Source organism: Grylomicrobium aquisgranense (assembly GCF_033971865.1).
Taxonomy (GTDB): domain Bacteria; phylum Bacillota_I; class Bacilli_A; order Erysipelotrichales; family Erysipelotrichaceae; genus Bulleidia; species Bulleidia massiliensis.
In genome coordinates this window covers 141,759-167,585 of record NZ_JALBUR010000002.1, presented here as the reverse complement: position 1 = coordinate 167,585, position 25,827 = coordinate 141,759, and the positions used below count along the sequence as shown (strand labels likewise).

The following is a 25,827-nucleotide window of genomic DNA, read 5'->3' as shown; positions in this document are numbered from 1 at the left end:
TGCCGAAAAGCCAATGTTTTTACTGACTTCCCAGCATTCATGCATATTCAAACTGTCAAACTTTTATGTTAAGCATTCTCGTTTCTGAGCGCTTCTACCAGGTTTTCTTTAGCCAGTTTCCTGCCGCCATACAGCATGGCTGCGCCAACTGAGGCAAAGATGGCAATGACGGCAATCAGAATGGCCTTCCATGGCAGAATGAAGCCAAAGTCCAGCTTGTTGCGAACCGAAAGATAGATGCCATATGTAACAAGAACAGACACGGGAATACTGATGATCAAAGAACGTAAGCCATAGAGCAGACACTCTTCATACAGCATCTTCCGGAAGCTCTTCATGGTCATGCCCACAGATCTTAACATGGCAAACTCTTTCCTGCGCAGCTGCAGATTCGTGGAGATCGTATTAAAGATGTTTGCAGTCGCAATCAGGGCAATCAGGGTAATGAAGGCATAGCTCAGTGCTGAGATCATGAAGACAAAGGACTCTTCCTGCTGCTTTGAAGCCGTCATATCCGTGACCGTCAGACTGCTGCTCATCTCATTGGCCGCATCCGTCATGATCTTTGCCGTACTGGCATGATCTTTTGCCGCAAACTGCATCCACACATTGTTGGAACTGGCATACTGGCTGTCAGCCTGATTCATCTGTGCAACGGCATCAAGCATGGACATTGGATAAATAATACCAGAAGTCCGGTAACCAATGCTTTCATAAATCTCTGAGGAGGAAATCACTGCACCAATCCTGAACGGAATCAGAATCTGCACCTGATCTGCGAGTATCTTCTTTGCTCTGACAGGATCCAGGGACTTCCCTTCCTCCTGCATCGACTGTATGTAGTCATCATCATAATACAATATGTATTCTTCACCATTGATGGTGTCAGAACCGCCGTAAATCATGCCCTCCATCTGTCTGATGGCACGATTGTAAACCGTAAAGTCCCTACTGCTTCTGACAACCTGAATTTCTTTTGTTTTGCCATCCTCATTTACAGCCAGCTCCGTGTTATAGAACAGGCCAAGCGGCTGATCCGTATGGAAGTATTCTGTTTCTGTTAGACCATTGTCCCGTAGCATCTGCCTGAAGGAATCATCATCCACAAAGATAAACTGGCTGGAATGCAGCGGAATCAGACTGCCTTTGCTGTCAGTCAGCTGCAGGGCTTCTGCCGTAAGTAGACTGGGATCAATGAGCAACTGGTACGGACTTGCTGCAGAATAGTACATGCCGGATGTCACATCACCACAGCTTTTCATGCTGTCATAGACCTCATTCACGCTGCTGGCATCAATGACAGGCGAATTGCTGACCATCTGTACCATAATGTCATATGGGTTTGTGCTGTACTCCAACTGCATGATTTTATGCAGATACAATGAGAATGAAGAAGCACTGACAAAAAGTACGACCGAAACGCTCAGGGACAGAATTGTTGTCCGGAATCTTTTGCGGGAGCGCTGGAAATTGCGGGATGTCAGAACCCCTTCCAGTCCAAACAACTTTTTAATATACCTGGGAGTACGCAGAGATTTCTTACGGATTCTGATGTCATCTTTCTGACGGATGGCATCCATTGGGGTTGCCCTGATAGCCCTGTGAGCAGGAATCCAGGCAGCAGTCAGTACCGTTGCCATACAGATAGCACTGGCCAGCAGAAGTCCTTTCCAGCTGATGATCAGATGCAGAGGTGCAGTTGAACCAGATCGTAAAGCAGTCAGTGTGCCTGACATCAGATGAAGCGTAATGCCGGTGCCAAGAAGACCAACTGCAATGCCCGGGATGATGCCGGCAACACCAGTCATCAATGCCTCAAACAGGACTGTTGATCGAATCTGACCACGGGAAGCGCCAATCGATTTCAGCAGGCCATATTCCTTCTGTCTTTCTGATACTGAAATCGTAAACGCATTGTAGATCAGGGAAACAGAGCCAACCATGACAAGGGCAAGCAGGATCGCTGCCAGTCCTCTGATAACAGCCAAAAGACCGTCAGAAACACCGCCGAGAGCAGGCTCATCAAACCTTGTCAGATCACTATGAAGCCTCAGCATGCTTTCATCCGGTACCCTCTGCATGAATGATTTCAGATGCCGGATATTCTTCAATGTCACGTACACATTGACACCGATGGCATCGCCGCCTTTTGTAAAGACAGTAAAGCCGGGACAGGAAAGACTCTCTGCCTCTGTGCTCAGTCTTTCATAATAGCCCGTCACCGTATAGGTCTTTGCAGCGGCATCAACGATCTCTTCTTTGCCATAATCAAGGATATCCAGATCACTCATCACTTTGCCGTTACCAGTGCGCGTGCCGACATCTACCGTCAGACTCTCACCAATGTCATAAGGATCTGCCATATAACTTTTCATATTCTCCGGCAGAATGATTTCATTCTCATTTTCAGGCAGGTGTCCGGATGTCAGCTTTACCTTCAGCAGAGAAGAATTCAGATCTCCGGATTCAATCAGCAGATACGGCTTATAGTCATTTGCTGAAGGAATCTTTGCCCAGCCATTGATCTGCATCATCAAAGCTTCTCTGACTTCTTTGTCATCCGCCACCATCTTTGCACTGTCAGGATCCTGGGCATGATAGACAGCTTCAAAGGAACCGTCCTGTTCCCTTACAGAATTCTTCAGCCACTGTACACAGCTGAATGCGCCTTCGATCACCGCCGTAAACAGAGCCATGGAAAGAATCATGCCAATCCACGTAATCCGTGTTCTGGTATGATTTTTCTTCATGGTGCGGGCCGCATATCTTGCAAAGATATTCATACGCGCGCCTTCCTGCGCACATCAGAAACAATGCGCCCATCCTCAATTGTCATGATCCGGTCTGCCTGCAGGGCAATATTCTCATCATGCGTAATCATGATCAGGGTCTGCTCAAAGGTACGATTTGAATACTTCAGCAGCGATACAATTTCCTGTGAATTTTTTGAATCCAGATTGCCTGTCGGCTCATCCGCCAGTACAATCGCCGGCATATTCATCAGCGCTCTGCCAATGGAAACGCGCTGCTGCTGCCCGCCGGACAACTGATTGGGAAGACTGTACTTCCTGTTTGACAGCTGCAATATCCGCAGCAACTCGTCCAGCCTGTTCTGATCCACCTTTCTGCCATCCATCAAGACCGGCAGCGTCATATTCTCCACTACATTCAGAACCGGAATCAGATTATAGAACTGATAGATGATGCCTACCTCACGCCGTCTGAATACAGCCAGCTGGTCTTCATTATTGGCATATACATCCTGCCCATTCAGATACACCTTGCCCGATGTTGGCCGATCTACCGCTCCCAGAAGATGCAGCAGGGTTGATTTGCCAGAACCGGAAGAGCCCACAATGGCAACAAACTCCCCCTTATCCACGCTGAAACTGACATGATCCAGGGCAACCGTCTGATTATTTCCCTCCCCATAGATCCTGGTCAGATCTTCTGTTCTCAAGATTTCCATCTGTGCCTTCCTCCTTTGACACCTGTATCATCCATCTTCAGAATGACAAAACAGTGACAAGAATCTTAAGATCGCATCAGATTGTCTGTGTATAAAAGCGTATCACAAAACAGGCACCATGATCATTCATCGCCTGAATCGTGCCATCCTGCCGGGAAATGACTGCCTGAGCCAGCGCAAGACCAATGCCAGCCGCATTGGGTGATGCATTCTTCCCCTTATAAAATCGCTCAAAGATATGCGGCAGGTCTTCCTCATCAAAGCCTGTCCCATTATCATGAATCACAATCTCGGTATACAACGGTGTCTGTCTGGCCGTAATGGTGATTCTGCCGCCTTCACCCGTATGTTCCATACAGTTTTTAATGATGTTTCCAAGTGCCTCTGCAGTCCAGTACACATCACACACAACCTGCGTACTGCCAATATCCTTTTTTACCTCTGTCCCGTTCAGATCCAAAGCAGTGCGCAGACTTTCCATTGCCTGCTCCAGCAAGTCAGATACAGAAATCTTCTGCTTCTTCATCTGTACCGTGCCGGCATCCAGCTTTGACATCTTCAGCAGCTGTTCCACCAGACTTTCCATATGATGCAGGGATCTCTGCATCTCACGGCGGATATGTTTCTGCTGTTCTGCAGACATCTTTTCATCCCGCAGCAGCTGCAGATTCAGATGCAATGCCGTTAAGGGCGTACGCAGCTGATGTGAAATATCCGCCAGTGCCCTTGCCATCATCTTTCGGTCCTCTTCCAGATGATCCGCCTGACTTCTTAACTGCATCGTTGTCTTGGCAATCTCATTCTGCAGAACAGACAGCTCCCCTTCCTGCATATCAGAAATCATGATCTCCCTTTTGCCATGCAGCACCTCATCCAGTTCCTCTGACAGTCTGGCAATAGCACGATAGCGATGCACAGCAAAATATAAGCCAGTCAGAAACAGCAGAACTCCGCATCCCAGCACAAGCATGCCTGCATATACATTGTAAAGAAATCCCAACGCACAAAGCACGATGATCACAAGCAAAGCCGCAAGCACTTCTTTACGGATTTCCGGATTATGAAAGATCTTCATAACAGCCGGTACCCCAATCCTCTCACAGTCTGCAGAATCACCGGATGCACAGGATCTTTCTCAATCTTGCTGCGAAGCCGCCTGATATAGACAGACAGGGTATTGTCATTGACATAGTCGCCGCAGCATTCCACGATCTCATCAAGCAGGAATTCCCTGCTGAGCAGTTTTCCACGATTCTCCAGAAAGATCTGCAGCAGCTTGTATTCCATCGCAGACAAAACAATTTCTCTGCCATCACGGGACACACGTGCCGTGTCCATATCAATAGCAAGACCATCAATCACAACTGGTGCCGACTGATGCCGTCTTCTTAATACATTGCGGATCCTGCTCAGCAATACCTGCGGTGAAAAAGGCTTTTCCACATAATCCTCCGCCCCCAGATCAAAGCTTTGAATCTGCAGACTTTCATCATCACGTGCTGTCAGAAAAATAACCGGAATCTCTTTATCCAGAGAACGGAAAAAAGACAGGCCATCGCCATCCGGCAGCGTCACATCCAGCAGAATCAGATCCGGGTCTTTTCCCACAAGCTGTCCTGCCATTGCGGCTGTACCTGCACACAGCACCTCATACCCATTTTCTTTCAGAAACAAAGACAATGAACTCTGGATGGAGGCATCATCTTCCACAAGCAGAATAACCGGCATAACTGACAAAAAGGCCGCCTCAGTTCAGCGGTCTTTTCTCCTCAACTTTCTTTTCAGGCTGATTCTGATGAAGCACAATTTCCTCTGTCACTGCATCATCCTGCGGAATCCTTGCCCCACAGTGATGACAGAACACTTCATCCACTTCCAGCTTCGTACCGCACTCCGGACAATAGCGCACCACCTTGACCTTCTGCTCCGGCTGTCTCATGCCACAGTACGGGCAGAACAAAGATCCATTGGGAATACGCTCTCCACACGCAGCACAGCGCACAATACCGCGCATCTCATCAATCGATGACTGTCTCTCTCTGATTCCCTTCTGCAGACGAACCGCTTCCTGAATCATATCCGCATTCAGATCATCCGGATCATTGCGGTGTACCGCCACATAATCCTCACCCAGCTTCTCATAAATATGACTCAGCTGCCCCTTCATCGTATGAATCTGCCACTGCAGCCTGATAATCTCAATTTCCTTTCGAAACCAGTTCACAATTTTTCCAAAGATATCCATACGGATATTATAGCCGCAATTCTTCGATGAGAAAAAGACGCTTTGGCAAATTTATGGACGACTTTCCATGCAAAACTAATAGACAATTTGCAAGCAAATTTTCGATTGATAGATCCAGGGGGCAGACGAGAAATTTCCACGCAGTAAGTGGAAAATCACCAGAATGGTTCGCAGCATTGGTTCTGTGCACTGCTAAGGCAGCAGATACACCGGAACCTGATAGACCTTTTCATTGATGGGCCGTATCTTGTCCGTATTACAGATAATCAGACCGTTCTCGATTTTCATCTTATATTTATCCAGCACGGAAAAATTCTTTGCGGCATGTACAGGCAGGATGCCTGCCTTGATCTCAATCGGATAGATCTGATCTCTGATGACATACAGAAGATCGATTTCTTTCATGTCTGTGTCCCGGTAGTAATACAGGAAATCATGCGGATCCAGATTGAATGCATAGGCATTTTTAACGATTTCACTGACAACATATGTCTCAAAGAAGGCTCCATTCATTGCTGAATTGGACAGCATTTCGGCATTTGGCCATTTGCAAAGCCATGCGCAAAGTCCCGTATCCATAAAATAAATCTTTGGAGCTTTAATAATCCGATTGGAAACATTTGCCATGTATGGCTGCAAAAGAAAGATAATCCCGGAAGTTTCCAGAATTGAGATCCATCTCTTACAGGTTCGCACATCTATACCGACCGATCCGGCAATCTCATCATAATGAAGTTCCTGGGCTGTGCGAAGTGCAGCAATTGAGATGAAATTGCGAAACTGCAGTTCATTTGAGGCATTGATCAGCTTTCTGACATCTTTCTCTATATAGGTACTCACATAAGACTTGAAGAACGCATTGCGCTCTGCAGCACCTGATACAACATCCGGCATTCCGCCTTGAAAGATTGTCTCAAAGATTTCTGCTCTTGTATGGTACGGAATCTTCTTACTGTTCTGCAGTTTCATCCAGAAAGATATCTCAGGAGAAAAGCAGTTTTCTTCCAGCTTCTGTTTCTCCATACTTGAAAAAGACGCCATATCTATTACACCGCACCTGCCTGCAAGAGAATCTGATATTCCCTGCTGCAATTCAAAGCGGTTGGAACCCGTCAGAATATACATTAACTGCCTCGGTGCATCCTCTTTCATCCACTTCAATCTCTGTTCATCAATAACTTTCTTGATCTCATCCAAAAGGCCCGGTGCTTTCTGAATCTCATCAATAATCAAAGGCCACTGATATGTCTCCAGAAACAAACGGAGATTGCTTTGCGCAAGCAGACGATCATCCATATCATCCAAAGTTACCTTCTGATACTTCTCACCATAGAGATGATCGATCGTAGTAGACCTGCCCACCTGCCTCGATCCATAAATCACAATGCAAGGAAAGGATCTTCCGACTTCTTCAATAGTTTTTTCAATTGAACGATGAAAATACATGATCTTTACCTCCGCTTCTACTCTTATTGTGTTTTATTTCGGTTAAAATGACATCTGAATGTAGTTTTCACCGGAATATCTTCATCAGTTGCCAGTGTCATGTCTTCCGTCTGTAAATGGAAAGTTCAGTAATGTTGAATATGCACAAAAGAACAAAAACAGGAGAGAATCTCTCCCCCGTCAGAATGATTTCAGTAAACCCTGTAAACCTTTCTCTTTGTAAATCTCTTTATATGGCTGTACCTGTTCACGAATGATGTTATCAAGTTCCTTCATTCCTAACAGTTCTACCGGCGCTTTGTCATCTGTTAACAGATGGCCGCTGCTGTGATAGACGGACATCTGTGATGATGCCTGACGCATGAATTTTTTCAGCTGACTGTCCTGAATCGTACTGATACTGCTTTTCATCTGCGTACTCATATCCTGATCACTTGCAAACAGTTCTCTATTGGTGTTGCCTGGCACATCCACTGTCATAACATTTGAAAATACGGAAGCGATTGTATCTGACAGCCAGTCCGCAATGCCGCCCTGTCTGGTACCATGCATATTCAGGTTTACAACCATCACACCACCAGGTTTGAGATGTGTCTTCACACTGTTGAAAAACTCAACAGATGACATCTGAAAAGGGATGGTAATATCCTGGTAGGCATCCACCATGATGACATCATACGTGTCATCCGTCTCATTCAGATATGCCCTGCCATCATATTCACTGACCGGGATAGTCTCAGGCAGTTCAAAATATTTGTGGGCAAGATCAGTAATTTTGCCATCAATCTCCACGCCGGAGATATTCAGTCCCGGCATATATTTATTCAGCTGATGAGCATAGGTGCCGGATCCCATGCCAAGGATCAGTACATCCTTTGGATTCTGTACCATATATGGTGCTGCCAGAGCATAGTCATAATACATGCCGGTCAGACGGTTGGTTTTCTCCAGCAGTGACTGAACGCCAAACAATACATTGGTAGAAAGAATCGTTTCTGTTGGCGTATCCTGCACACGCAGATAGTTGTATACCGATTCTCCTTCATACAGAATACCGTCTTTTGACTCCCAGAAAGCGAAGTTGGTCTGATATCCCAGCAGGCTTGCGACAATGAACAGGATCGCTGCTGTCACGCTTTTCTTCTGGCCCCGCTTTTCGCTGAGGAAGTAGACGATGCATAAGGCAATCAGGATACCGGCAAAGATCAGAAATGTAATGCTGGTGCCAACGGTGGGAATAGTCACAAATGTCGGCAGGAAGGTGCCCAGGATACTGCCAATGGTATTGGCCGCACCCAGTGTGCCAACCACACTGCCGCCTTCCTCCAGGGAGCGCATTGTATATTTTGCCAGTGAGGGCGTCACTGTACCTAACAGGAACAATGGAAACACAAATACAATCAGGCAGGTAGCAAAAGCCGCAATGATCAGATAATTGGCATTGACGGAGAAGATCACCAGTGCTGAGATGCCGACAATGACATACTTGCCAAGAAAGGGAATCAAGGCCAGCCAGAGGGCCGCAAACAGGATTCTGCCATAGAGGTTGTCCGGATTCTGATCCTTGTCTGCTTTTTTGCCTCCATAGATATTGCCGGCTGCCATAGCAATCATGATCATGCCAATGATGATCGTCCACACAATCTGAGAAGAGGAAAAATAAGGCGCAATCAGTCTTTGGGCACCAATCTCTACGGCCATCACAGCCATGCCAGAGAAAAACTCTGTCAGGTAGAGATAAAGCTTATTATGCAGAATACGGGGATAGGATGCTGAGTTCATAGTTGTTCTCCTGTTATTTGTATTAATCATACACACAGGCTCCTGCCCAATCTATTTAATTTGACCAGGCAAAGTTCTACTGTTGAAAACACGCTGCATTTTTTCTGATGGATACCATATTCATAATGGTAGCCAACCATATTAATTACCGAATTGCATCACCTATATAAAAAACAGGAGAGAATCTCTCCTGTCAGAAGGATTTCTGCAGTCCCTGCAGACCTTCTTTCCTGTTAATCTGACGTGTGCAGGGCCATAAGGGTTGCCCCGTTACGCGCCCTATTTTGTTACGTTGTCGTTATTGCTGTTTTTCAGGTCTTTCCTTTTGATGCCGATGATTAGCAGAACTATCAGACTCGCTGCCAGCAGAAAGAACCAAACTCCTACATTGGTTGTTACTCCGGTTAATACAGAAGTAGTTGAAGAGGAGGGAGTAGGAGTGCCAGATGGAGCCGGAGAGGGAGCGGTTGAAGGCTCCGGGGAAACAGATGGTGCTGGGCTGGCGGAAGGCTCAGGTGTTGCAGATGGCGTTGGACTTGGTGTAGCAGAAGGGCGTGGTTCATCATCCTTCAGTACAATCTGATCTGTCTTAACACCTTCTTTTGATCCCTGGCGCACTGTCATATTGGCTTCCAGGCTGCCATTTGATCCATTGACGACCATCACATGCAGTGCATAGCTGGCAATCTGTTTGCCGTCTTTTCGCTCAGCCGTCAATGTATACCAGTATTCTGCTGGTGCAGCGTATTGGATCTGCAGAGCCAAAGACGAATTATCTTCAAGCGAAACCACATTCACACCATCCACACTGCCCTGCGGCATCGGTGCATCCGGTGTCACAGCAGACAGCGTTACCGTATACTTCTGCTCAGAAAGAAGATCATTTTTCTGCCATGTGACCGGAATTGAAAGGACAGTCACATATTCTGCAGCAACTCTCACAGGAGCCACTGCCATCATCACAGTCATCACTGTCATGATGATATTTCTAATCCACTTCTTCATTACGCTCTCCTTTCCATCACTTTCTTTCATATACGGCAAGCACAATCGTTCTTGCCTCGTCTGCCGACGCAGAACAGGTAGACAGGCATAACAGTCCATACTGATCCGGTGAATCAGAGACCTTAGTCAATACATCCTGCCGCTGATACTTGCTCATCTGACTTACATAGCGAAGGAACCCCTGCTCATCTGCATCCACATGCAATGGTTCAAACACCCACTCATCACTGGCATTTACAACCATACACGCTGCAACCGTCAAAGCATATGTAGTACCAGGTACCATCAATGTGCCACTGTCATTCTGATCAAAGAAATCCTGATCCAGATACAGATCCAGATCTCCAAACATCTCATGACGATCCATGTGATGTCCGTAAACCAGCGAATATCTGTCCGTGAATGAAGAATCACACCTCGTATCCAGAAACAACGTCCCGGCCAGAGAAAACTGACCATAGATATCCTTGTTCAGATACTCGGCATTATCTGATCCCTGCACGATCGGATCATCGATTTCCGTATGATCCATGGTCACCCAGGCAACTGTATCCGGATTGATCTTCAGCACTTCTGCAAATGAAGGCTTCTTCTCATCCGGTCTGATTTTCTTCAGCTGAACATGCAGCTGTAAAGCTGCATCATACACACTGTTATTGTCCCAGATGGCATACACACTGTATCCCATCACAATCAGAAGACAAACGACAATGACCGCATTCAACGTCCGATTCAAGATCACCAGCAGCCTTTCCTGCCATGATCTCTCATTCCGTTTTTGCTTCACTGTCACACGCATCAAAGAATATTACTCCTGCTCCTGATGTTTCTGATTCTTCATGAAGAATACAAGTGCAATTCCTGCAGCTGCCACAAGCACAATATATGGCATGTTGTTCAGGAAAACACCAGTATCCATGTTAATATCCTTGTTATTGACAATTACAATCCCCTGGACTGTCTTATCAATCACTGCTGCATTTTTGGTTGTGATCGTTCCGCTGCCATCAGAAACGGAAGCAAGTTCCGTACCATCACTCGTACGGAATACAGCATGATAAGAACCTGCAGCTTCGCTAACAGTATAGGTTACACCGGCAGGAATATTATCAACTTCGAAGGTCGTACCATTCTTGACACTAAATTGGATTGTCTTCGAATCCCAGCCCTTTGCGTCTGAGGAAATTGTATATGTTCTGGCTGCATCTGCAGCTGCATTTGCATCAGCAGTCAATGGTTTACCATCCACAGAAACAACATTGTCGGCCGGCGCATTTGTGGAAGATAATTTAAGCTGAGACTTTACATTCCGATAGGCAGGAGCTGTGAGTTTGACTGTTACTGTAAAAGTCTGATTGACATCACCTGCTTTTCCCTTCACAACTTTTTTAATCGCCAGACCTCCGGCAGTATATGTATTTTCAATACGATCAATCTTATATTGGAAGCCGGTATCAGTCGTTGGGAATGTGTACTTTCCATTACTATTTGTTCCCTTGACAATATGAATGTTGCTCATGTCAAAGGCAAGACTCTTATTGCCGGAAGTATCATCATCACCAACTGCAATCACCGGAAGAACAACACGATACACATCTGTGCTGTATGTTACACCTGCCGTATTACCTGTCTGTTCTGTAAAGTCATAATAATACGTTCCCGGTTTTTGATACTTGCTGATATCAGCTGCTTGAATCGTAATTGGAACGACAGAAGCTGTATCTGTTTCACTTGCGTTTGCTTTTCCTGCTTCAAAAACTGCAGATCCAATACTGATTGTCTTTATGTCTGTCGGAATTTTATCATCATCAATGCCTGAATATCCTGTATCATTTACACCAGAAAGATCAGCTTTTGTGAATGTAAATGTTTCTGCCGGACTGATTGCTGTACCAGCATCCAGCTCTGTTTCCAGTGCATATTTTTTCGACAATGCGCCGTCTGGAAATGTTCCGGTAGTATTAGCCGTGCCTGTATCCGTATCTGCTGCCAAAGCCGGCGTAAATGCACCTGCTGCAAGTGTCAGTGCAGCTGAAGCACTGACCAGTGTTTTCCACAAAGTCTTTCCTCTTTTCATATGCTCTTTCCTCTGTTTTTCCTTCATATCATCTATAGTCCCCGTCTGCGTAGGAAGGATAATACTTTTCCTTTAATCTGTCTTACCGGTATGGCGGCATAGGTACGACTGTCTTTTGTTTCAGTCCGGTGATCGCACATCACAAATACCGTGCCTTCCGGAACCGTATAGGGATACTGCAATGTACCGGTATCCGTAGTGGGAAACAGAATCTCTCCGCTTTCGGAAATACCATTTACCCTGACATCGCCGCTACCATCCATTTCAACCGTATTGCCTGCGGTTGTCAGTACACGCCCGAAGTGCTCCGTCCCATCAACTGTGTAGAGAATAATATCTCCTGACTGGTAATTCCGATCCAGCCGGAATCCAAGAGTCAGATCACCATCTTTGAGTGCCGGAAACATGGCCGATCCTGTCACCCGTTTGAGAAACAGAATCTTTGAGAAGCTCAGCCAGATCACCAGGATAAGCAGTAATGCTCTGATCAGCAACCTGATATAGCCTTGCTTCAGCGACTTGTTTTTCTTTGATCTGGAATTTGTATGCTGCTTTGCTTCACTCATTTCACATATCTTTTCCCATACGCTTCAGCAGCCCCGTCAAGAATATTCCTACTACCAGTACCAATGCCCAGGAAAGCAGCTTGTCATCAGTGAGCCTGACACCCGTTACCGGTTCATATTCAAAGTGCCTCTGATTCGTGACTGTCACTTCACCATTTCCTGTATCCGGAATCACAACTTCATTAGTGGCGTTCGAATACCTTGCCTCATATGACAATCCATTCTGTGCTGTAAACGAAGATGTCAGATTCCTGCTGTCATACTGTTTGACCGCATGCCCATTTACATCAAGCTCATAAACATAAAACTTTGCACCTACTGCCAGATCAACGAACAATGGCTGGTCTTCACGAGCTTTTGTTAAATTCCATACATCATACGTCAGATAGTAAGAATAGTTTCCGCTTTGCGAAACGATATCCAGTGTCTGCAGCGGCTTGTCAGTCGATGAAGGTGACGCATGATTATACAGTCCAAAGGAATATGTACCATCTGGAATATCAGTTCCCGTAACATCATTCCCCATGATATCCTTGAAGTTCTTTGTCACCAGCAGGGAACCCTTCTTGTTGTAAACATTTTGTGTATAAAGAGTTCCGCCATAGTAAACGGTCACACCCTTCTGCTCATCTTCTGAACGATCATCATATGTCCAGGTGTTCGTATCAAGCCTTGCAATTTCCACATAATAGATTGTGTTATCACTTTGATACCAGTCCGGAGCTTTGGTTTCCTGAATCATATACACAGTATTGAACTGCATGAAATTTGGTTTCGTTGTATTCTTGTCACTATCTGAACTGAAGATCAGTTCGCCAAGTGTCGACCCATTATTGCCATCACCAGTTACAGCCTCAAAAGTTCCTTCGGAAGAATCCGCTTCCCATTTTTGTTTATCCGGATTATATACAGCCTTTTGAATACTGAACGTTGCTCCAGCAAGCTTTTTTGAAATTTGATTTTTATCATACTTTACAATCCTGATTGAAGGTTCCTTATTCGACCAGGATATCGCTGAAGTATTGTATTTGATACTTGAATCATCAATTTGCGGAGTATCTGTACTGAAGCCAAGCCAGTAAGCCTTATTAACGACATGTAAAGATACATTTTCTCCAGGCTTAATGGTAATAATGCCAGTGTATTGAATTGTCAGCTTTTTACTGTCAGGAAGCACCAGTAATAATTTATGTTTGCCAGTCGCATTACCACTGGAATCTAAAATATCTGAAATCGATGCAGTCACATTGGTAAGAATCTTACCGGAAGTGTCTCCTTCTCTGACAACAATACTGTCTGGATCAAAATCGAGCGTTCCATCCATTTCATCGATTAATGTAATCGAATCAGAACCTTTTACCAGATCACTGCCATACGGATTAACAGTCAGCGTAAACGAAACCTTGTTTCCGCTTTCTTTGTGCATACTCTTTGCAATCTTCGGAGCAGCCGCAGTTAGAGAAGCTTCATCATTCGTGATGATCTTGTCTCCCTGAGATATTGTCATCGTATTCTTGAATGTTTTGGATGATACCTGACTGTTATTAAAACCTGGATCCGTTACATGCACCAGAATCTGAACTTCAAGAGAGTATGCATCCGCTGTGTCCGAACTGAATTGAGACGCTTTCTGCAAGTTCGCAGCATCAAACAATATTTCATGTGTTGAAGCATTGTAATATGCATGAGCATCACGCTTTATTGTCGTACTTGCATCGATATTAGTATTTTTCAGACCAATATCTTTCCAGTCCTGCTCATTGATGCGGTCATCAGTTATTTCAGGCATGGTAATATCCAGACCTTTTCCCTTTGCCCAAAAATATCTGACATATACCGGTTCAACGCCATCAGGAAGCGTGTCCCTGACAGTTACTGTTCCTTCCTGATTTGCTCCATAGTTAATCTTAATGTGCCAATCGAGATATGTACCATTTGGAAGCGAATTATCTTTAATAATTCTATCCACACCTCTGCTGCTGACAGGCCAGCTTGCTGATTGATAAGTGCCTTTTTCACTGAGGTTATGCCACCCAGTTTGATCCTTTGCCATTACAGCAATGCCCTGCTTGTAGTTTGAGCCTCCCGCAGCAGTTATAATTGATGCCGTATTTTTCAGATATTTCAAAGTCTGTCCTGCATCCTGAATATAGAGACTGTTTGTAAACACTAATTTTTGAGCTTTATTACTGCTCACTGCTTTGGAATTAGCTGCCGTTCTGACAACAATATACATATGCTGATTATCCTGCATCGTAATATCTTGTTTCAGTCTGATAACCAGGTTTCTATTATCATCTGCTTTTCCCGTTTTAATTATTTCATAGTCATCTGTGGTCAAAGGCGTCAGGTTCTGTTTTGATTGCAAATCAGACGTCACATCATCAATAGAACTATATTGATCAGTGAAGTTCTTCTGGCCTGGCATAGATCCGACATAAATACCAACCAGTGATGATCCACGAATCAAACTGTTTTCATCCGTTCCATCGATCAATTCAGTACCTGCTGGTACTTTTTCGCCTGAAACATCAATCACCCAATACAGAGAACCACTGGAATAATCAGGGCTATCTTTTTTGCTGTCAAAATACCAGCCGGATTTTTTAGCCTGATAATTGATATCGCCGTCTACGACCACGGAAGCTTTTACGATAATTCCGTTCATTTTTGTCGGTACTGCTGCGTAATGGTCACCAACCGGGCCATATAAATTACCGGAAAGAGTAAAAGAATTATCTGTTTTGGTCTGCGTAATCTCCTGCAGATTGTTACCTGCAGCATAATACGTCAATAAATACGCACCTTGCTTAAAGTCCGAACTAATACTGGAGGTAATAATAGAAAACTCAGATAATCCATCTACTTTCAGCCAAACACTCTTTTTCGGCGTTAGCTTTTGTAATTGCGTAACCGCATTCTGTGCATTGCCTGAATCTGTATTAACACCTTTGTCATAATAGTCCAGCTTTAAATAGCCTTTGTACTGCAAATATTGATTGCTGAAAGCATCATGCATGGTTGCTGAAGAAACATCCCAGTCCCCTTTTTCATTGACTACAACCTGATATTTATAGCTGCCAGATGGAACTACATATGATGAAGGTGCACTTTCAGACTTCACCCATGAATTTGCCTGACTGTCGTATTCATATACTGGAATATCTCTCATTGATAAAGTGCTATCTGATTTTAATTTGTCACCAGCCAGTTTTCTAGTCCATTGTTTGTTTTGGACGGTCTTTACAACAGGTGCATAACCAAGGTACTGGTTATAAAATTTTCCCACTGTTTTATCACCAGCTTTAAAATCATCCGAATAAAAGAATGCACTATTCAATATGGAAAGTACACCGCTGCTGGTGGTCAGAATATCTTTATTCAGAGTTAGATCATATGTGATTTTCTTTGTTTCGCCGGGATAAACATCACCGAAATACATATCAAAGCTTGGACTGTATGTTGCTCCAGTATTATAGACATTTACACTGAACCCATCTGTCTTTCCATCTACTCTGAAGTTATCTAATTTCGCAGAATACTTGATCAAATCCTGATTTGAAATTGTCCCTATATCACCTTTAAGATCAGGCCTTCCAACCATGTCATTTAACTTCAGATTTCTCAATACCCATGTACTGTCATTAGGAACAGTCACATTAATCGTATAAGGAATAGTTATTGTATTATTTTCATTAATAACAACATCGCCAACTGATTTTGACACTGTAACAGATGTTTTGGGGACGAATGTGCTGCTGTCTCCCGTGTGTTTATATGACATCGAATAAGGTACAGCGGTATTTTTCACCGATGACTTGTTAGAAAGTCCTACTGCATTTTCATTGAGTATTACACGATAGGTAAGAGTTCGGGACTCATTCGCTTTCATGCTGCCGATATTCCACTTCAGCCATGCATGTTTTGCTTTTGAAGAATCAGGTAAATCAGCATCTGTGTATGTCACAGTACCATGTCCAGAGGAAACTGTATCCAGCTTTTCATATGGCTCACCATCTGAAGAACTGTCTGACAACGTCATCTCCGTATTCAGGTTAAGTCCATTGTATGGTGTATTGCTATCTGCCAGCAGCCAGCTGGTATCGTCAGAAAGCATATCAGCCACAACAACATCCGGCATATCTGTATTACCGGCAGTAACTGTCACCTGATATTCGAGATAACCTTTTTTATTATTGTTAGCAATCGGGATAAATACAGGATCAGACTTTTTTACGGAAAGCTCACCAAGCCTGGCATCCGGATGATCTTCAAAATCAATTTTGATCTCCTGATCTCCGATTTTTACAGATGTGACCGGCGATGTGATTTTCGACTTATCTGCCCTGGCAGTAAATGTAAACGAACCACTGATTGTGCTCTCTGCCAAATGAGAGTCTACAAATGTCATTTTTATCATTTTATCAGCAGTATCGGCAGTGATTGTGCCAATTGACTGATTATTTTCATTAAGAATGGTGTCACTTGAAACGACAGGATCAATCATAAGCTCTGGAAGTGAATAAACCAGTGTTCTGTTGTAATTATTCTTTATGATACTTGAAGGCACACCTGCGTATGTTACTGTAATCTGTAAGTCTGCATCAGCCGGTACATTTGCTGATGTACTGACATCTGTCCAGTTTCCGCCTTGTGTCTTGTACTTAATCACAGCGCCTGTAATATATGTTTTATCGCCATCATATACAGCCGTAGAAAGATCAAAAGCGGATGTATCTGTCGTCACATCCGCAGCTATATTCTCTGCTTTCTTTGTATTTACTGTATTATCCAATGCATTAATCTGCCAGGAAGGCATAAGGGATCCTATGACAATTGCAGAGGATGCTGCTACAGCTGCAATTTTCTTTATTTGCTTTAACAGATTCATTGTTTCCTCCCCTTATAATGGTAAATATTATCCATTTTATGCTGTAGAAACAAGGCAAACGACTCATGAATGCGTACAAGTTTTATAGGGATTTAACAAAGCAAGCAATTATAAGACATAAGCATTCGATATTTCGGATAGATAATATCAGAAATACAAAAAGCTCTGTCATCAAAACGATGACAGAGCCTGTATATTACTTGTGCTGGCTCAAATCTTGTTTGAAGCAGGAGTGATTTTCAATAAAACACAGAACTGAAATGCGTACCCTGCACCCCATGATTTCCCAGCTTATTTAATGATGGATTCAAGCCACCATTCCGGCTTCTCATAACCAAGGATCTTGACGACAGTAGCCGCAACATTTGCCAGGCCGAAGTCGTCTCCTTCCTTCATCTCTGTTCCTTCCGGACCATTATAGATGGCAAACGGAACTCTGGCCAGAGAGTGAGATGTCTTCGGCTTTGGTGAGCCATCCGGATTTGTTCCCTTGTCATACATCTCATCGGAGTTGCCATGGTCTGCTGTGACAATCAGTGTGTAGTCATACTTCTTGCAGGCATCCATCAGTCTTCTCAGCATCAGGTCAACAGACTCGACACCAATCATGGTTGCCTCATAGTTGCCGGTATGACCGACCATATCGCCATTCGGATAGTTGCAGCGCAGGAACTGATACTTGCCAGAGGCAATAGCCTCAACCATCTTATCTGTGATCTCGCAGGCCTTCATCCAAGGCTTCTTGTCAAACGGAATGATATCGGAAGGAATCTCAACCCAGTCTTCCAGCTCATCAGAGAACTTCTCAGAACGGTTGCCATTCCAGAAGTATGTCACATGACCGAACTTCTGAGTCTCAGAGCATGCAAAGCTGTGCACACCCTTCTGAACCAGATACTCGCTCATTGTATGCTCAATATGCGGCGGTTCTACCAGGAAGTGCTCAGGCAGCTTGAGATCGCCATCATACTGCAGCATGCCTGCATAGTATACCTTCGGCTTCTTGACCTCATCGAATGCATTGAAGCCCTTGTTCATGTAGTCAAAGGCCTTAGAAATCTCAACAGCACGGTCACCTCTGAAGTTAAACAGAATGACCGAATCGCCATCATCAATCGTACCAACCGGATTGCCATCCTTGTCAGCTACCACAAAGCCCGGCAGATACTGATCAGTATAGCCGCCTTCCTTGCGGTATGTCTCAATAGCCTCACGGGCAGAAGAGAACTTTCTGCCATCACCCATCACATGGATGTGCCAGCCTTTCTCAACCATGCCCCAATCAGCTTCATAACGGTCCATCGTAATGACCATACGGCCGCCGCCGGAGGCAATCGCACAATGATAATTGTCATCATTCAAAGACTTGATGACATCTTCCAGCTGATCGACATACTGCAGAGCACTTGTCTCCGGTACATCACGGCCATCCAGAAGGGCATGCACGCGTACCTGCTTCAGTCCTTCCTTCTTGGATTCCTTCAGCATGGCAATCAGATGATTGATATTCGAATGCACATTGCCGTCAGACAGCAGACCAATAAAATGCAGCTTGCCATCATGTTCCTTGGCATACTTCACAGCATCCTTCCATGCCTGAGACTCATAGATCTTGCCGGATTCAATCGACTCATTGACAAGCTTGGCACCCTGCGAATAAATCTGACCGCAGCCAAGAGCATTGTGGCCAACCTCAGAGTTGCCCATGTCCTTGTCAGTCGGCAGACCAACTGCAACACCCGATGCCTTGATCGTGGTGTGCGGCCACTTGGTCATCAGCTCATCAATCTGCGGCTTATACGCATGCAGAACAGCATTGCCATGGTCTTTCTCAGTCCAGCCAACGCCATCCATTACAACTAATACTACTGGTTTTCCCATATGTATTCTCCTTCTACACGCTTCATTATAGTATAAGAAAATGCCTGTTGGACACGCGCAATCGCTTACATGCACAAAAACACATCCAGCAGAATGTCAATCTCCCGTCACAGGCAGAAAATGCAATTTGTTACATGAAAACTTTTTGCAAGATTCTGATTTCTTCACGTCGTAGAAGCGTATCTGCCGCATTCTTTACCCAAAATTTATTCTTCGAAAACTTTCCATGTGCTATCATTCTCATGTTCAATTCAAAGGGAGGAATTATGAACATTAAAAAGGTTACCGTTTCACTTCTGGCCGCTGCCATGCTGGCTGGCTGCGGCGGAGGCAGTGCCGCTGCTTCTTCCACAGCTGCATCCGGATCCAAGGACATCGATGAGATCAAGATGCAGTTCGTACCTTCTCGTGATGCTGAGACAATTCTGAAGCAGACAACAGATCTGCCGCAGCTTCTGATCGACGCCATGAAGGAAAAGGGCTACAACATCGGCAAGATTGATATCACCGTTGGTGCTGGTTCTGACTACAACGTCACAGGCGAGGCTCTGGCTTCCGGTTCTGTTGACATTGCATGGCTGCCGGCAGGTACCTATGCACAGTATTCTGATGAGACACAGGTTGTTCTCACAGCTACACGTGACGCTCTGTCCAACGACTCCACCGATCCTACAACATGGAACGGCGATGCCAACAAGACAACACGTGTTACCGGTGAGCCTGTCACTTACTATAGAGGCCTGATCTATGCCGGACCGTCCGAGAAGGGCAAGGCACTTGCTGCCAAGGTTGCAGCTGGTGAAAAGCTGACATGGGACGATCTGAACAATGCAAGCTGGGCAGTCGCATCCACAACATCTTCCTCTGGCTATATCTTCCCGTCTCTGTGGCTGATGCAGAACTATGACGGCAAGAAGATCTCTGATCTCTCCAACACAACACAGACAAACTATCCGACAGCCTTTGCTGAGGCTGCTGCAGGTTCCGTTGATGTCGTTCTCTGCTACGCTGATGGCCGTATGGACTATGAGCAGGCATGGACAACACCGACAACTGAGCAGGATTCCACAGGTATCCAGGGCTTCGGCAGATCCGATTCCATCTGGAACGAAATGAGTGTCATCGGCGTTACCGACAAGATCTACAACGATACAGTTGCAGTCACAAAGGCTAACCCGGACATCTACAACGACGACTTCATCTCCGCATTCCAGGATGCTATGATGGAGATCGCCGGCACTGATGAAGGCAAGAAGATCTTCGCTGTCTACTCTCATACAGGTTATGAGAAGGCCAACGATTCTGACTATGACTCCATCCGTGAAGGTCTGAAGGAAGTTTCCGGCAACTGAGCCTGAACAATTGATTTACATCAAGCCATGCATGCAGATATGCATGGCTTTTTGTATCCTTTCTGGTCTGTAAAGATATGACAGGATGCACGGAATGCATGGCTTTACAGGCTATATTCCTACCGGTTTTTATTGCGCCAGATACGCTTTCTTATATAATTGTGTTGTTTCAAAAGAAAATTGGAGAATACACATAAATGATTGAATTCAATGATGTTTCCAAGACGTATCCAAATGGCACTAAAGGTCTTCAGCATGTCAATCTGAAGATTGAACAGGGAGAGTTCGTTGCCATCATCGGTCTGTCCGGTGCCGGCAAGTCCACACTGATCCGCACCATCAACCGCATGATTGATATCACCGATGGTCAGCTGATCGTCGATGATGTTGACGTCATGACCCTCAAGGGAAAGGCACTGCGCCGGTTCAGAAGAAAGGTTGGCATGATCTTCCAGTCCTTCAACCTGATTTCCCGTGCAACGGTCATCAATAACGTTCTGACTGCCAATGTACCGGATATGCCCTGGTACAAAGTACTGTTTTCCATCTATTCGAAAGACCAGAAGATCAAGGCTCTGGAAGCACTGGACAAAGTTAACATTCTCGACAAGGCTTACAGCAGATGTGATGAGCTGTCCGGCGGCCAGATGCAGCGTGTTGCCCTGGCAAGAACATTGAACCAGAACCCGTCCATTATCCTCGCCGATGAGCCGGTCGCATCACTGGATCCGATCATGGCTGATGTTGTCATGAGCGACTTTGCCAAGATTAACAAGGATATGAACATCACCATCCTGCTGAACATCCACCATGTTGACCTTGCCCTGAAATACGCCACAAGAGTCATTGGTATCCGTGCCGGCCATGTCGTCTATGACGGACCTGCTGACAAGGTAACCAAAGATGTACTGGATCAGGTATATAACGGAAAAGTTGTTCCTAAATCCACAGATCCACAGGTGAAAACCGCATGAGCGAGAAAGCAATCGAAAAGAAAGCACCTCTGTTTGACCGCATCTTCAAACCGGAACACATTGTTCTGGACAACGGCCACACAGTTGACAGACCACGCTCACGGACACCATTGATCACACTCATCCTGCTGGTTGTCGTCATCATCTCCCTCCAGGTCACCGACTTCGACTTCGGCATCCTCATCAAGCGCGGCCATGAACTCGGCGTCATCATGAGCCAGATCTTTCAGCCCGATTTCTCCTATTTCCCGAAAGTCGTCAAACCATTGCTGGATACCATCCAGATGTCACTGCTTGGAACAGTGCTGGGCTGTCTGATTGCCCTGCCGCTGGCCATCTTTGCTTCCAGCAACATCTGCCACAACAAAGTCATCGTCTCCATCCTGCGCTTCATCCTGGCCATCACGCGTTCCGTGCCAACCCTCATCATCGCAAACATCTTTGCCCTGATGTATGGCATGGGCACCTATGCCGGCTTCCTGGCCATCACCATCTTCACCATCGGTGTTGTTGCCAAGATGCTCTATGAATCCATCGAAACGATCGATATGAAACCGTTTGAAGCCATGACATCCTTCGGTGCCACAACTCTGGAAGCCTTCTGGGCCGCATGCATGCCCCAGATCCTTCCGACCTATCTTTCCCACTCTCTGTACTGCTTCGAGATGAATGTTCGTGCTTCCAGTATCCTTGGCTATGTCGGTGCCGGCGGCCTTGGCTTACTGATCTCAGAACGCGTCGGCTGGCGTGACTACAGAGGACTTGGCATGGTACTGCTGTCCTTGTTCGTTGTCGTTGTCTTCATCGACTTCTTCAGCGACTGGCTGCGTGAAAAACTGTCCTGAGGAGGTGCGCAATGTCTGAAAAGAAACTCACAGTAGAAGAAGTATACGACAACCGCCCGCGCCACTTCGTGGCAAGACTCATTGCCTTCCTGATCCTGCTGGCCCTGGTTGTCTGGTCCAAATCCGGCATCCAATTCACCGGCATCGTCGAATCCGGTGCAGATATTGCCAAAGGTACGGTCTATGGCTTAACACACCCTGACTGGTCCTTACTGACAGACATGAGCCATGACGGTGTTCTCTACCTGACAGCACAGACCATCGCCATCGCCATTCTGGGAACTCTGTTTGGCGGCATCCTGTCCATCCCGATTTCATTCCTGGCTTCCAACAACATCGTACCAAAGCCCATCGCAGCCATCTTCCGTCTGCTGATCCTGCTGATCAGAACCATTCCATCACTGGTATGGGCACTGATGCTCATCAGAGTCACCGGACCAGGTGCCTTCTGCGGTGTTGTCACCCAGTCCATCTGCTCCATCGGCATGATCTCCAAGATGTACATCACGGCCATTGAAGACCTGGATACAGGTATTCTGGAATCACTGGACGCGGCAGGCTGCACAACCTTCCAGAAGATCCGCTGCGGCATTCTGCCTCAGCTGTCCGCATCCTTTGTTTCCACGGTCATCTACCGTTTCGACATCAACCTCAAGGATGCCACAACCCTCGGCCTCATCGGTGCCGGCGGCATTGGTGCATCCCTGGTCATTGCCATCTCTGGACGCAGATGGCGCATGGTCGGGTCCTTCCTGCTCGCCCTCATCATCCTGGTACTGATCATCGAGTACTGCTCCACCAAGATCCGGGCAAGACTGGCAAGAGGCAGACAATAAGCATCACAAGCTGGCAAAAGCCAGCTTTTTCTTTTGCCCGATCATCTCCCCAGGATGCCATATAGAGCGATGAAATGTTCAGAAAACAAAAAGTCCTGCTTCTTTCTTTTGACATACAATACGTATGATGAAACGCATCATACTGATATTGATTCTAATTCCAGTTCTGTTTTTATCTGGCAGCAGGATACCGGAAACAACAGCCTCAAATACAAGCAGCATACCTGATTCGATTACCAACAGCCTTCCCGCCAGTACACCAGACAGTTTTCTGCCACAGGAAACCAACGAAGTGGGGGAGCCCTATAACCCGGACTATACAACATGGCAGGAAGATGTCAAAGCTGTCATGCTGGGCATGCAGGATCTGCCGGATGATTACTTTGATCCGATTGAAGAATCCGGTAATCTGCAGTATTTCTCCTATGAAACAAAAAACTATGACAAGGATATGACAGAGGAAACCAAGCTTGCCGTCGTCTATTTACCATATGGCTATTCACCTGATCAGCAGTATGACATCCTGTATCTCATGCATGGCTACACAGGCGACATCTATTCCTGGCTTGGTTCACCTGAGGCACCTGGCGAAATGAAGTATGTGCTGGACCATCTGATTCAGGATCAGGTCATTGCACCAATGATCGTGGTTTGTTCCACTTACTATGACAACAACGAAAATGAGATGACGGATAATGTAGACACGGGCCTGCTGGAGCCATTTGGACAGGAGCTGCGCAATGATCTGATTCCTGCCATTGAATCCACCTTCTCCACCTATGCCAATTCTGTCGATGAACAAGGCTTGCAGGCATCCCGCACCCATAGAGCATTTGGCGGCTTCTCCATGGGCGGTGTCACAACACTTTACTGCTTAATGGACGACATGGATCTGTTCTCCTGTTTCCTTGACCTCTCCGGTCCCATTTACTGGTCAAACCTTGTCAACACGGAAACCGGTGACTGGGCTGGCTCCTATCTGAAAGAAAAGATCCTGGAAGAGGACTATACCGATCAGGATTTTCATCTGTATCTGGCTACCGGCTCAAAGGATGAAGGTTATCCGCTGATGGATTTGATGGTGGAAAGCATGCTGAAAGAGAATGATCTTTTCCACTTCGGACAGTCTGGCCAGGATGGTGTCAATGTCACATACAGTGTCGGGAATGATGAATATCATGACTGGCATAACTGTGCAAGAACCTTGTATGACATTCTGCCCATGATCAGTGCACAGATGAACGGCACAGAAACAGGCGAAAATACGCAGTGACAGTTTCTGCAGGCAAAATATCTGTTCTTCTTCTGGTATACAATTGTCTCTATGAAACGTATCCTTCTGATTCTGATCCTGATTCCGGTATTATGCATCTCAGGAAGCACTGCACCGACGGAAACCAACTCTGCAGGCGAACCAATCACACCAGACTACACGACCTGGCAGAAGGATGTAAAAGAAAACATGATGGACCTGCATGCGGTTCCGAATGATTTTTTCCTGGAAACAAAAGAAAGTGGGACACTGCAGTACTTTCAGTATCAGACAAAAAACTATGACAAAGATATGTCAGAGGAAACCAAGTATGCGGTTGTCTATACGCCTTATGGCTATACGCCAGACAGGCAGTACGACATTCTTTACCTCATGCATGGCTATGGCGGCGATATCAATGTCTGGCTGGGATCTCCCTCACAGCCAGGAGAAGTGAAGTATATGCTGGACCATATGATCGAAGATCATACGATTCAGCCTGTGATCGTGGTGTGTCCTACCTACTACGACAATAACCAGGATGAAGATACAGATAACATGGACACAAGCCTGCTGGAGCCATTCGGACAGGAGTTGCGCAATGATCTGATTCCAGCCATTGAAAGTACCTATTCCACGTATGCTGAAACAACCGATGAAGCAGGACTGCAGAATTCCGGCACGCACAGAGCCTTCGGCGGTTTTTCGATGGGAGGGGTTACCTCACTTTACCGGATGATGGACAGCATGGACATCTTTTCCTGTTTCATTGACTTCTCAGGCCCCATCTACTGGTCAAATCTGGTCAATACACAGGAAGGAGACTGGGCAGCCGCATATCTGAAACAGAAAATTACAGAGCAGGGATATACCGGTAAAGATTTTTATCTCTACCTGGCTACCGGCTCAGAGTATGAAGCATATCCACTCATGGATACCATGGTACAAAGCCTGATCAGTGAAGGGGACATGTTCCAGGTTGGAAAACCGGGAAAGCCAGGCATCAATGTCACATATGGCGTCTGTGATGGTGAAATGCATGACTGGCATAACCGGGCAAGATGCCTGTTTAACATCCTGCCTATGTTAAGTGACCACATGAATGGCAAAGATCTCAAAGAGAACAGACACAAACACGGCCATCATCATTAAAAAGAGATGTCCACTCACTTTCATATGAGTGCGGCACCTCTTTTTTCCATGCGC

19 protein-coding genes are annotated in these 25,827 nt (G+C 45.7%); 6 read left to right on the top strand and 13 right to left on the bottom strand.

Annotated elements, in window-relative coordinates; translation table 11 throughout:
* Nucleotides 1-68: 68 nt before the first annotated feature.
* The 13 genes from MOZ60_RS01905 to gpmI all read right to left on the bottom strand — a co-directional run bounded on the left by MOZ60_RS01905 (nucleotide 69) and on the right by gpmI (nucleotide 19,362).
* Nucleotides 69-2,783: an ABC transporter permease gene (locus MOZ60_RS01905; RefSeq protein WP_370595439.1), complete on the bottom strand. Its 2,715-nt coding sequence runs from the start codon at nucleotides 2,781-2,783 to the stop codon at nucleotides 69-71.
* Nucleotides 2,780-3,469 carry an ABC transporter ATP-binding protein gene (locus tag MOZ60_RS01900; protein ID WP_370595438.1) on the bottom strand — a complete coding sequence of 230 codons (690 nt, stop codon included), beginning with the start codon at nucleotides 3,467-3,469 and terminating at the stop codon, nucleotides 2,780-2,782. Before MOZ60_RS01900 ends, MOZ60_RS01905 begins: the two co-directional genes overlap by 4 nt.
* A 76-nt stretch (nucleotides 3,470-3,545) precedes the next feature.
* Nucleotides 3,546-4,544, bottom strand: a complete 999-nt coding sequence (locus MOZ60_RS01895) for a sensor histidine kinase (protein ID WP_370595437.1) — start codon at nucleotides 4,542-4,544, stop codon at nucleotides 3,546-3,548.
* Entirely contained in the window at nucleotides 4,541-5,197 is a 657-nt protein-coding gene (locus tag MOZ60_RS01890) for a response regulator transcription factor (protein ID WP_370595436.1), read from the bottom strand. The genes MOZ60_RS01895 and MOZ60_RS01890 overlap by 4 nt, the downstream gene beginning before the upstream one ends.
* 19 nt (nucleotides 5,198-5,216) lie before the next feature.
* Nucleotides 5,217-5,693, bottom strand: a complete 477-nt coding sequence (locus MOZ60_RS01885; RefSeq protein WP_277655051.1) for a zinc ribbon domain-containing protein — start codon at nucleotides 5,691-5,693, stop codon at nucleotides 5,217-5,219.
* 213 nt (nucleotides 5,694-5,906) lie between these two features.
* Entirely contained in the window at nucleotides 5,907-7,160 is a 1,254-nt protein-coding gene (locus tag MOZ60_RS01880; protein ID WP_370595435.1) for an ATP-binding protein, read from the bottom strand.
* Between the two features lie 180 nt (nucleotides 7,161-7,340).
* Entirely contained in the window at nucleotides 7,341-8,942 is a 1,602-nt protein-coding gene (locus MOZ60_RS01875; RefSeq protein ID WP_370595434.1) for a spermidine synthase, read from the bottom strand.
* Between the two features lie 279 nt (nucleotides 8,943-9,221).
* Entirely contained in the window at nucleotides 9,222-9,947 is a 726-nt protein-coding gene (locus MOZ60_RS01870) for a hypothetical protein (RefSeq protein WP_370595433.1), read from the bottom strand.
* Between the two features lie 16 nt (nucleotides 9,948-9,963).
* Nucleotides 9,964-10,683: a class B sortase gene (srtB, locus tag MOZ60_RS01865; RefSeq protein WP_370595432.1), complete on the bottom strand. Its 720-nt coding sequence runs from the start codon at nucleotides 10,681-10,683 to the stop codon at nucleotides 9,964-9,966.
* Between the two features lie 72 nt (nucleotides 10,684-10,755).
* Complete coding sequence (locus MOZ60_RS01860; protein ID WP_370595431.1) at nucleotides 10,756-12,024, bottom strand: DUF7601 domain-containing protein; 1,269 nt, start codon at nucleotides 12,022-12,024, stop codon at nucleotides 10,756-10,758.
* Nucleotides 12,025-12,056: 32 nt separating this feature from the next.
* Nucleotides 12,057-12,590, bottom strand: coding sequence for a signal peptidase I (gene lepB / locus MOZ60_RS01855; protein ID WP_370595430.1), 534 nt, complete (start codon nucleotides 12,588-12,590; stop codon nucleotides 12,057-12,059).
* Nucleotide 12,591: 1 nt separating this feature from the next.
* Entirely contained in the window at nucleotides 12,592-17,481 is a 4,890-nt protein-coding gene (locus MOZ60_RS01850; protein ID WP_370595429.1) for an Ig-like domain-containing protein, read from the bottom strand.
* Nucleotides 17,482-17,772: 291 nt separating this feature from the next.
* Nucleotides 17,773-19,362: a 2,3-bisphosphoglycerate-independent phosphoglycerate mutase gene (gene gpmI, locus MOZ60_RS01845; protein WP_370595428.1), complete on the bottom strand. Its 1,590-nt coding sequence runs from the start codon at nucleotides 19,360-19,362 to the stop codon at nucleotides 17,773-17,775.
* A gap of 266 nt (nucleotides 19,363-19,628) precedes the next feature.
* Between gpmI and MOZ60_RS01840 the strand changes: the two genes are divergently transcribed.
* The 6 genes from MOZ60_RS01840 (at nucleotide 19,629) to MOZ60_RS01815 (ending at nucleotide 25,773) form a co-directional block, all read left to right on the top strand.
* Entirely contained in the window at nucleotides 19,629-20,714 is a 1,086-nt protein-coding gene (locus MOZ60_RS01840; protein WP_277644640.1) for a phosphate/phosphite/phosphonate ABC transporter substrate-binding protein, read from the top strand.
* A gap of 197 nt (nucleotides 20,715-20,911) precedes the next feature.
* A complete protein-coding gene (gene phnC, locus MOZ60_RS01835; RefSeq protein WP_370595427.1) occupies nucleotides 20,912-21,688 on the top strand; it encodes a phosphonate ABC transporter ATP-binding protein in 777 nt (258 codons plus the stop codon).
* Complete coding sequence (gene phnE, locus MOZ60_RS01830; protein ID WP_108774622.1) at nucleotides 21,685-22,533, top strand: phosphonate ABC transporter, permease protein PhnE; 849 nt, start codon at nucleotides 21,685-21,687, stop codon at nucleotides 22,531-22,533. Before phnC ends, phnE (MOZ60_RS01830) begins: the two co-directional genes overlap by 4 nt.
* An 11-nt stretch (nucleotides 22,534-22,544) precedes the next feature.
* On the top strand, nucleotides 22,545-23,369 hold the full coding sequence (gene phnE / locus MOZ60_RS01825; protein ID WP_277635518.1) for a phosphonate ABC transporter, permease protein PhnE: 825 nt from the start codon (nucleotides 22,545-22,547) through the stop codon (nucleotides 23,367-23,369).
* A gap of 292 nt (nucleotides 23,370-23,661) precedes the next feature.
* Entirely contained in the window at nucleotides 23,662-24,642 is a 981-nt protein-coding gene (locus MOZ60_RS01820; RefSeq protein WP_370595426.1) for an alpha/beta hydrolase, read from the top strand.
* 51 nt (nucleotides 24,643-24,693) lie between these two features.
* Nucleotides 24,694-25,773 (top strand): alpha/beta hydrolase, encoded by a 1,080-nt coding sequence (locus tag MOZ60_RS01815; protein ID WP_370595425.1) that lies wholly within the window; start codon nucleotides 24,694-24,696, stop codon nucleotides 25,771-25,773.
* The last annotated feature ends 54 nt before the right edge of the window (nucleotides 25,774-25,827 follow it).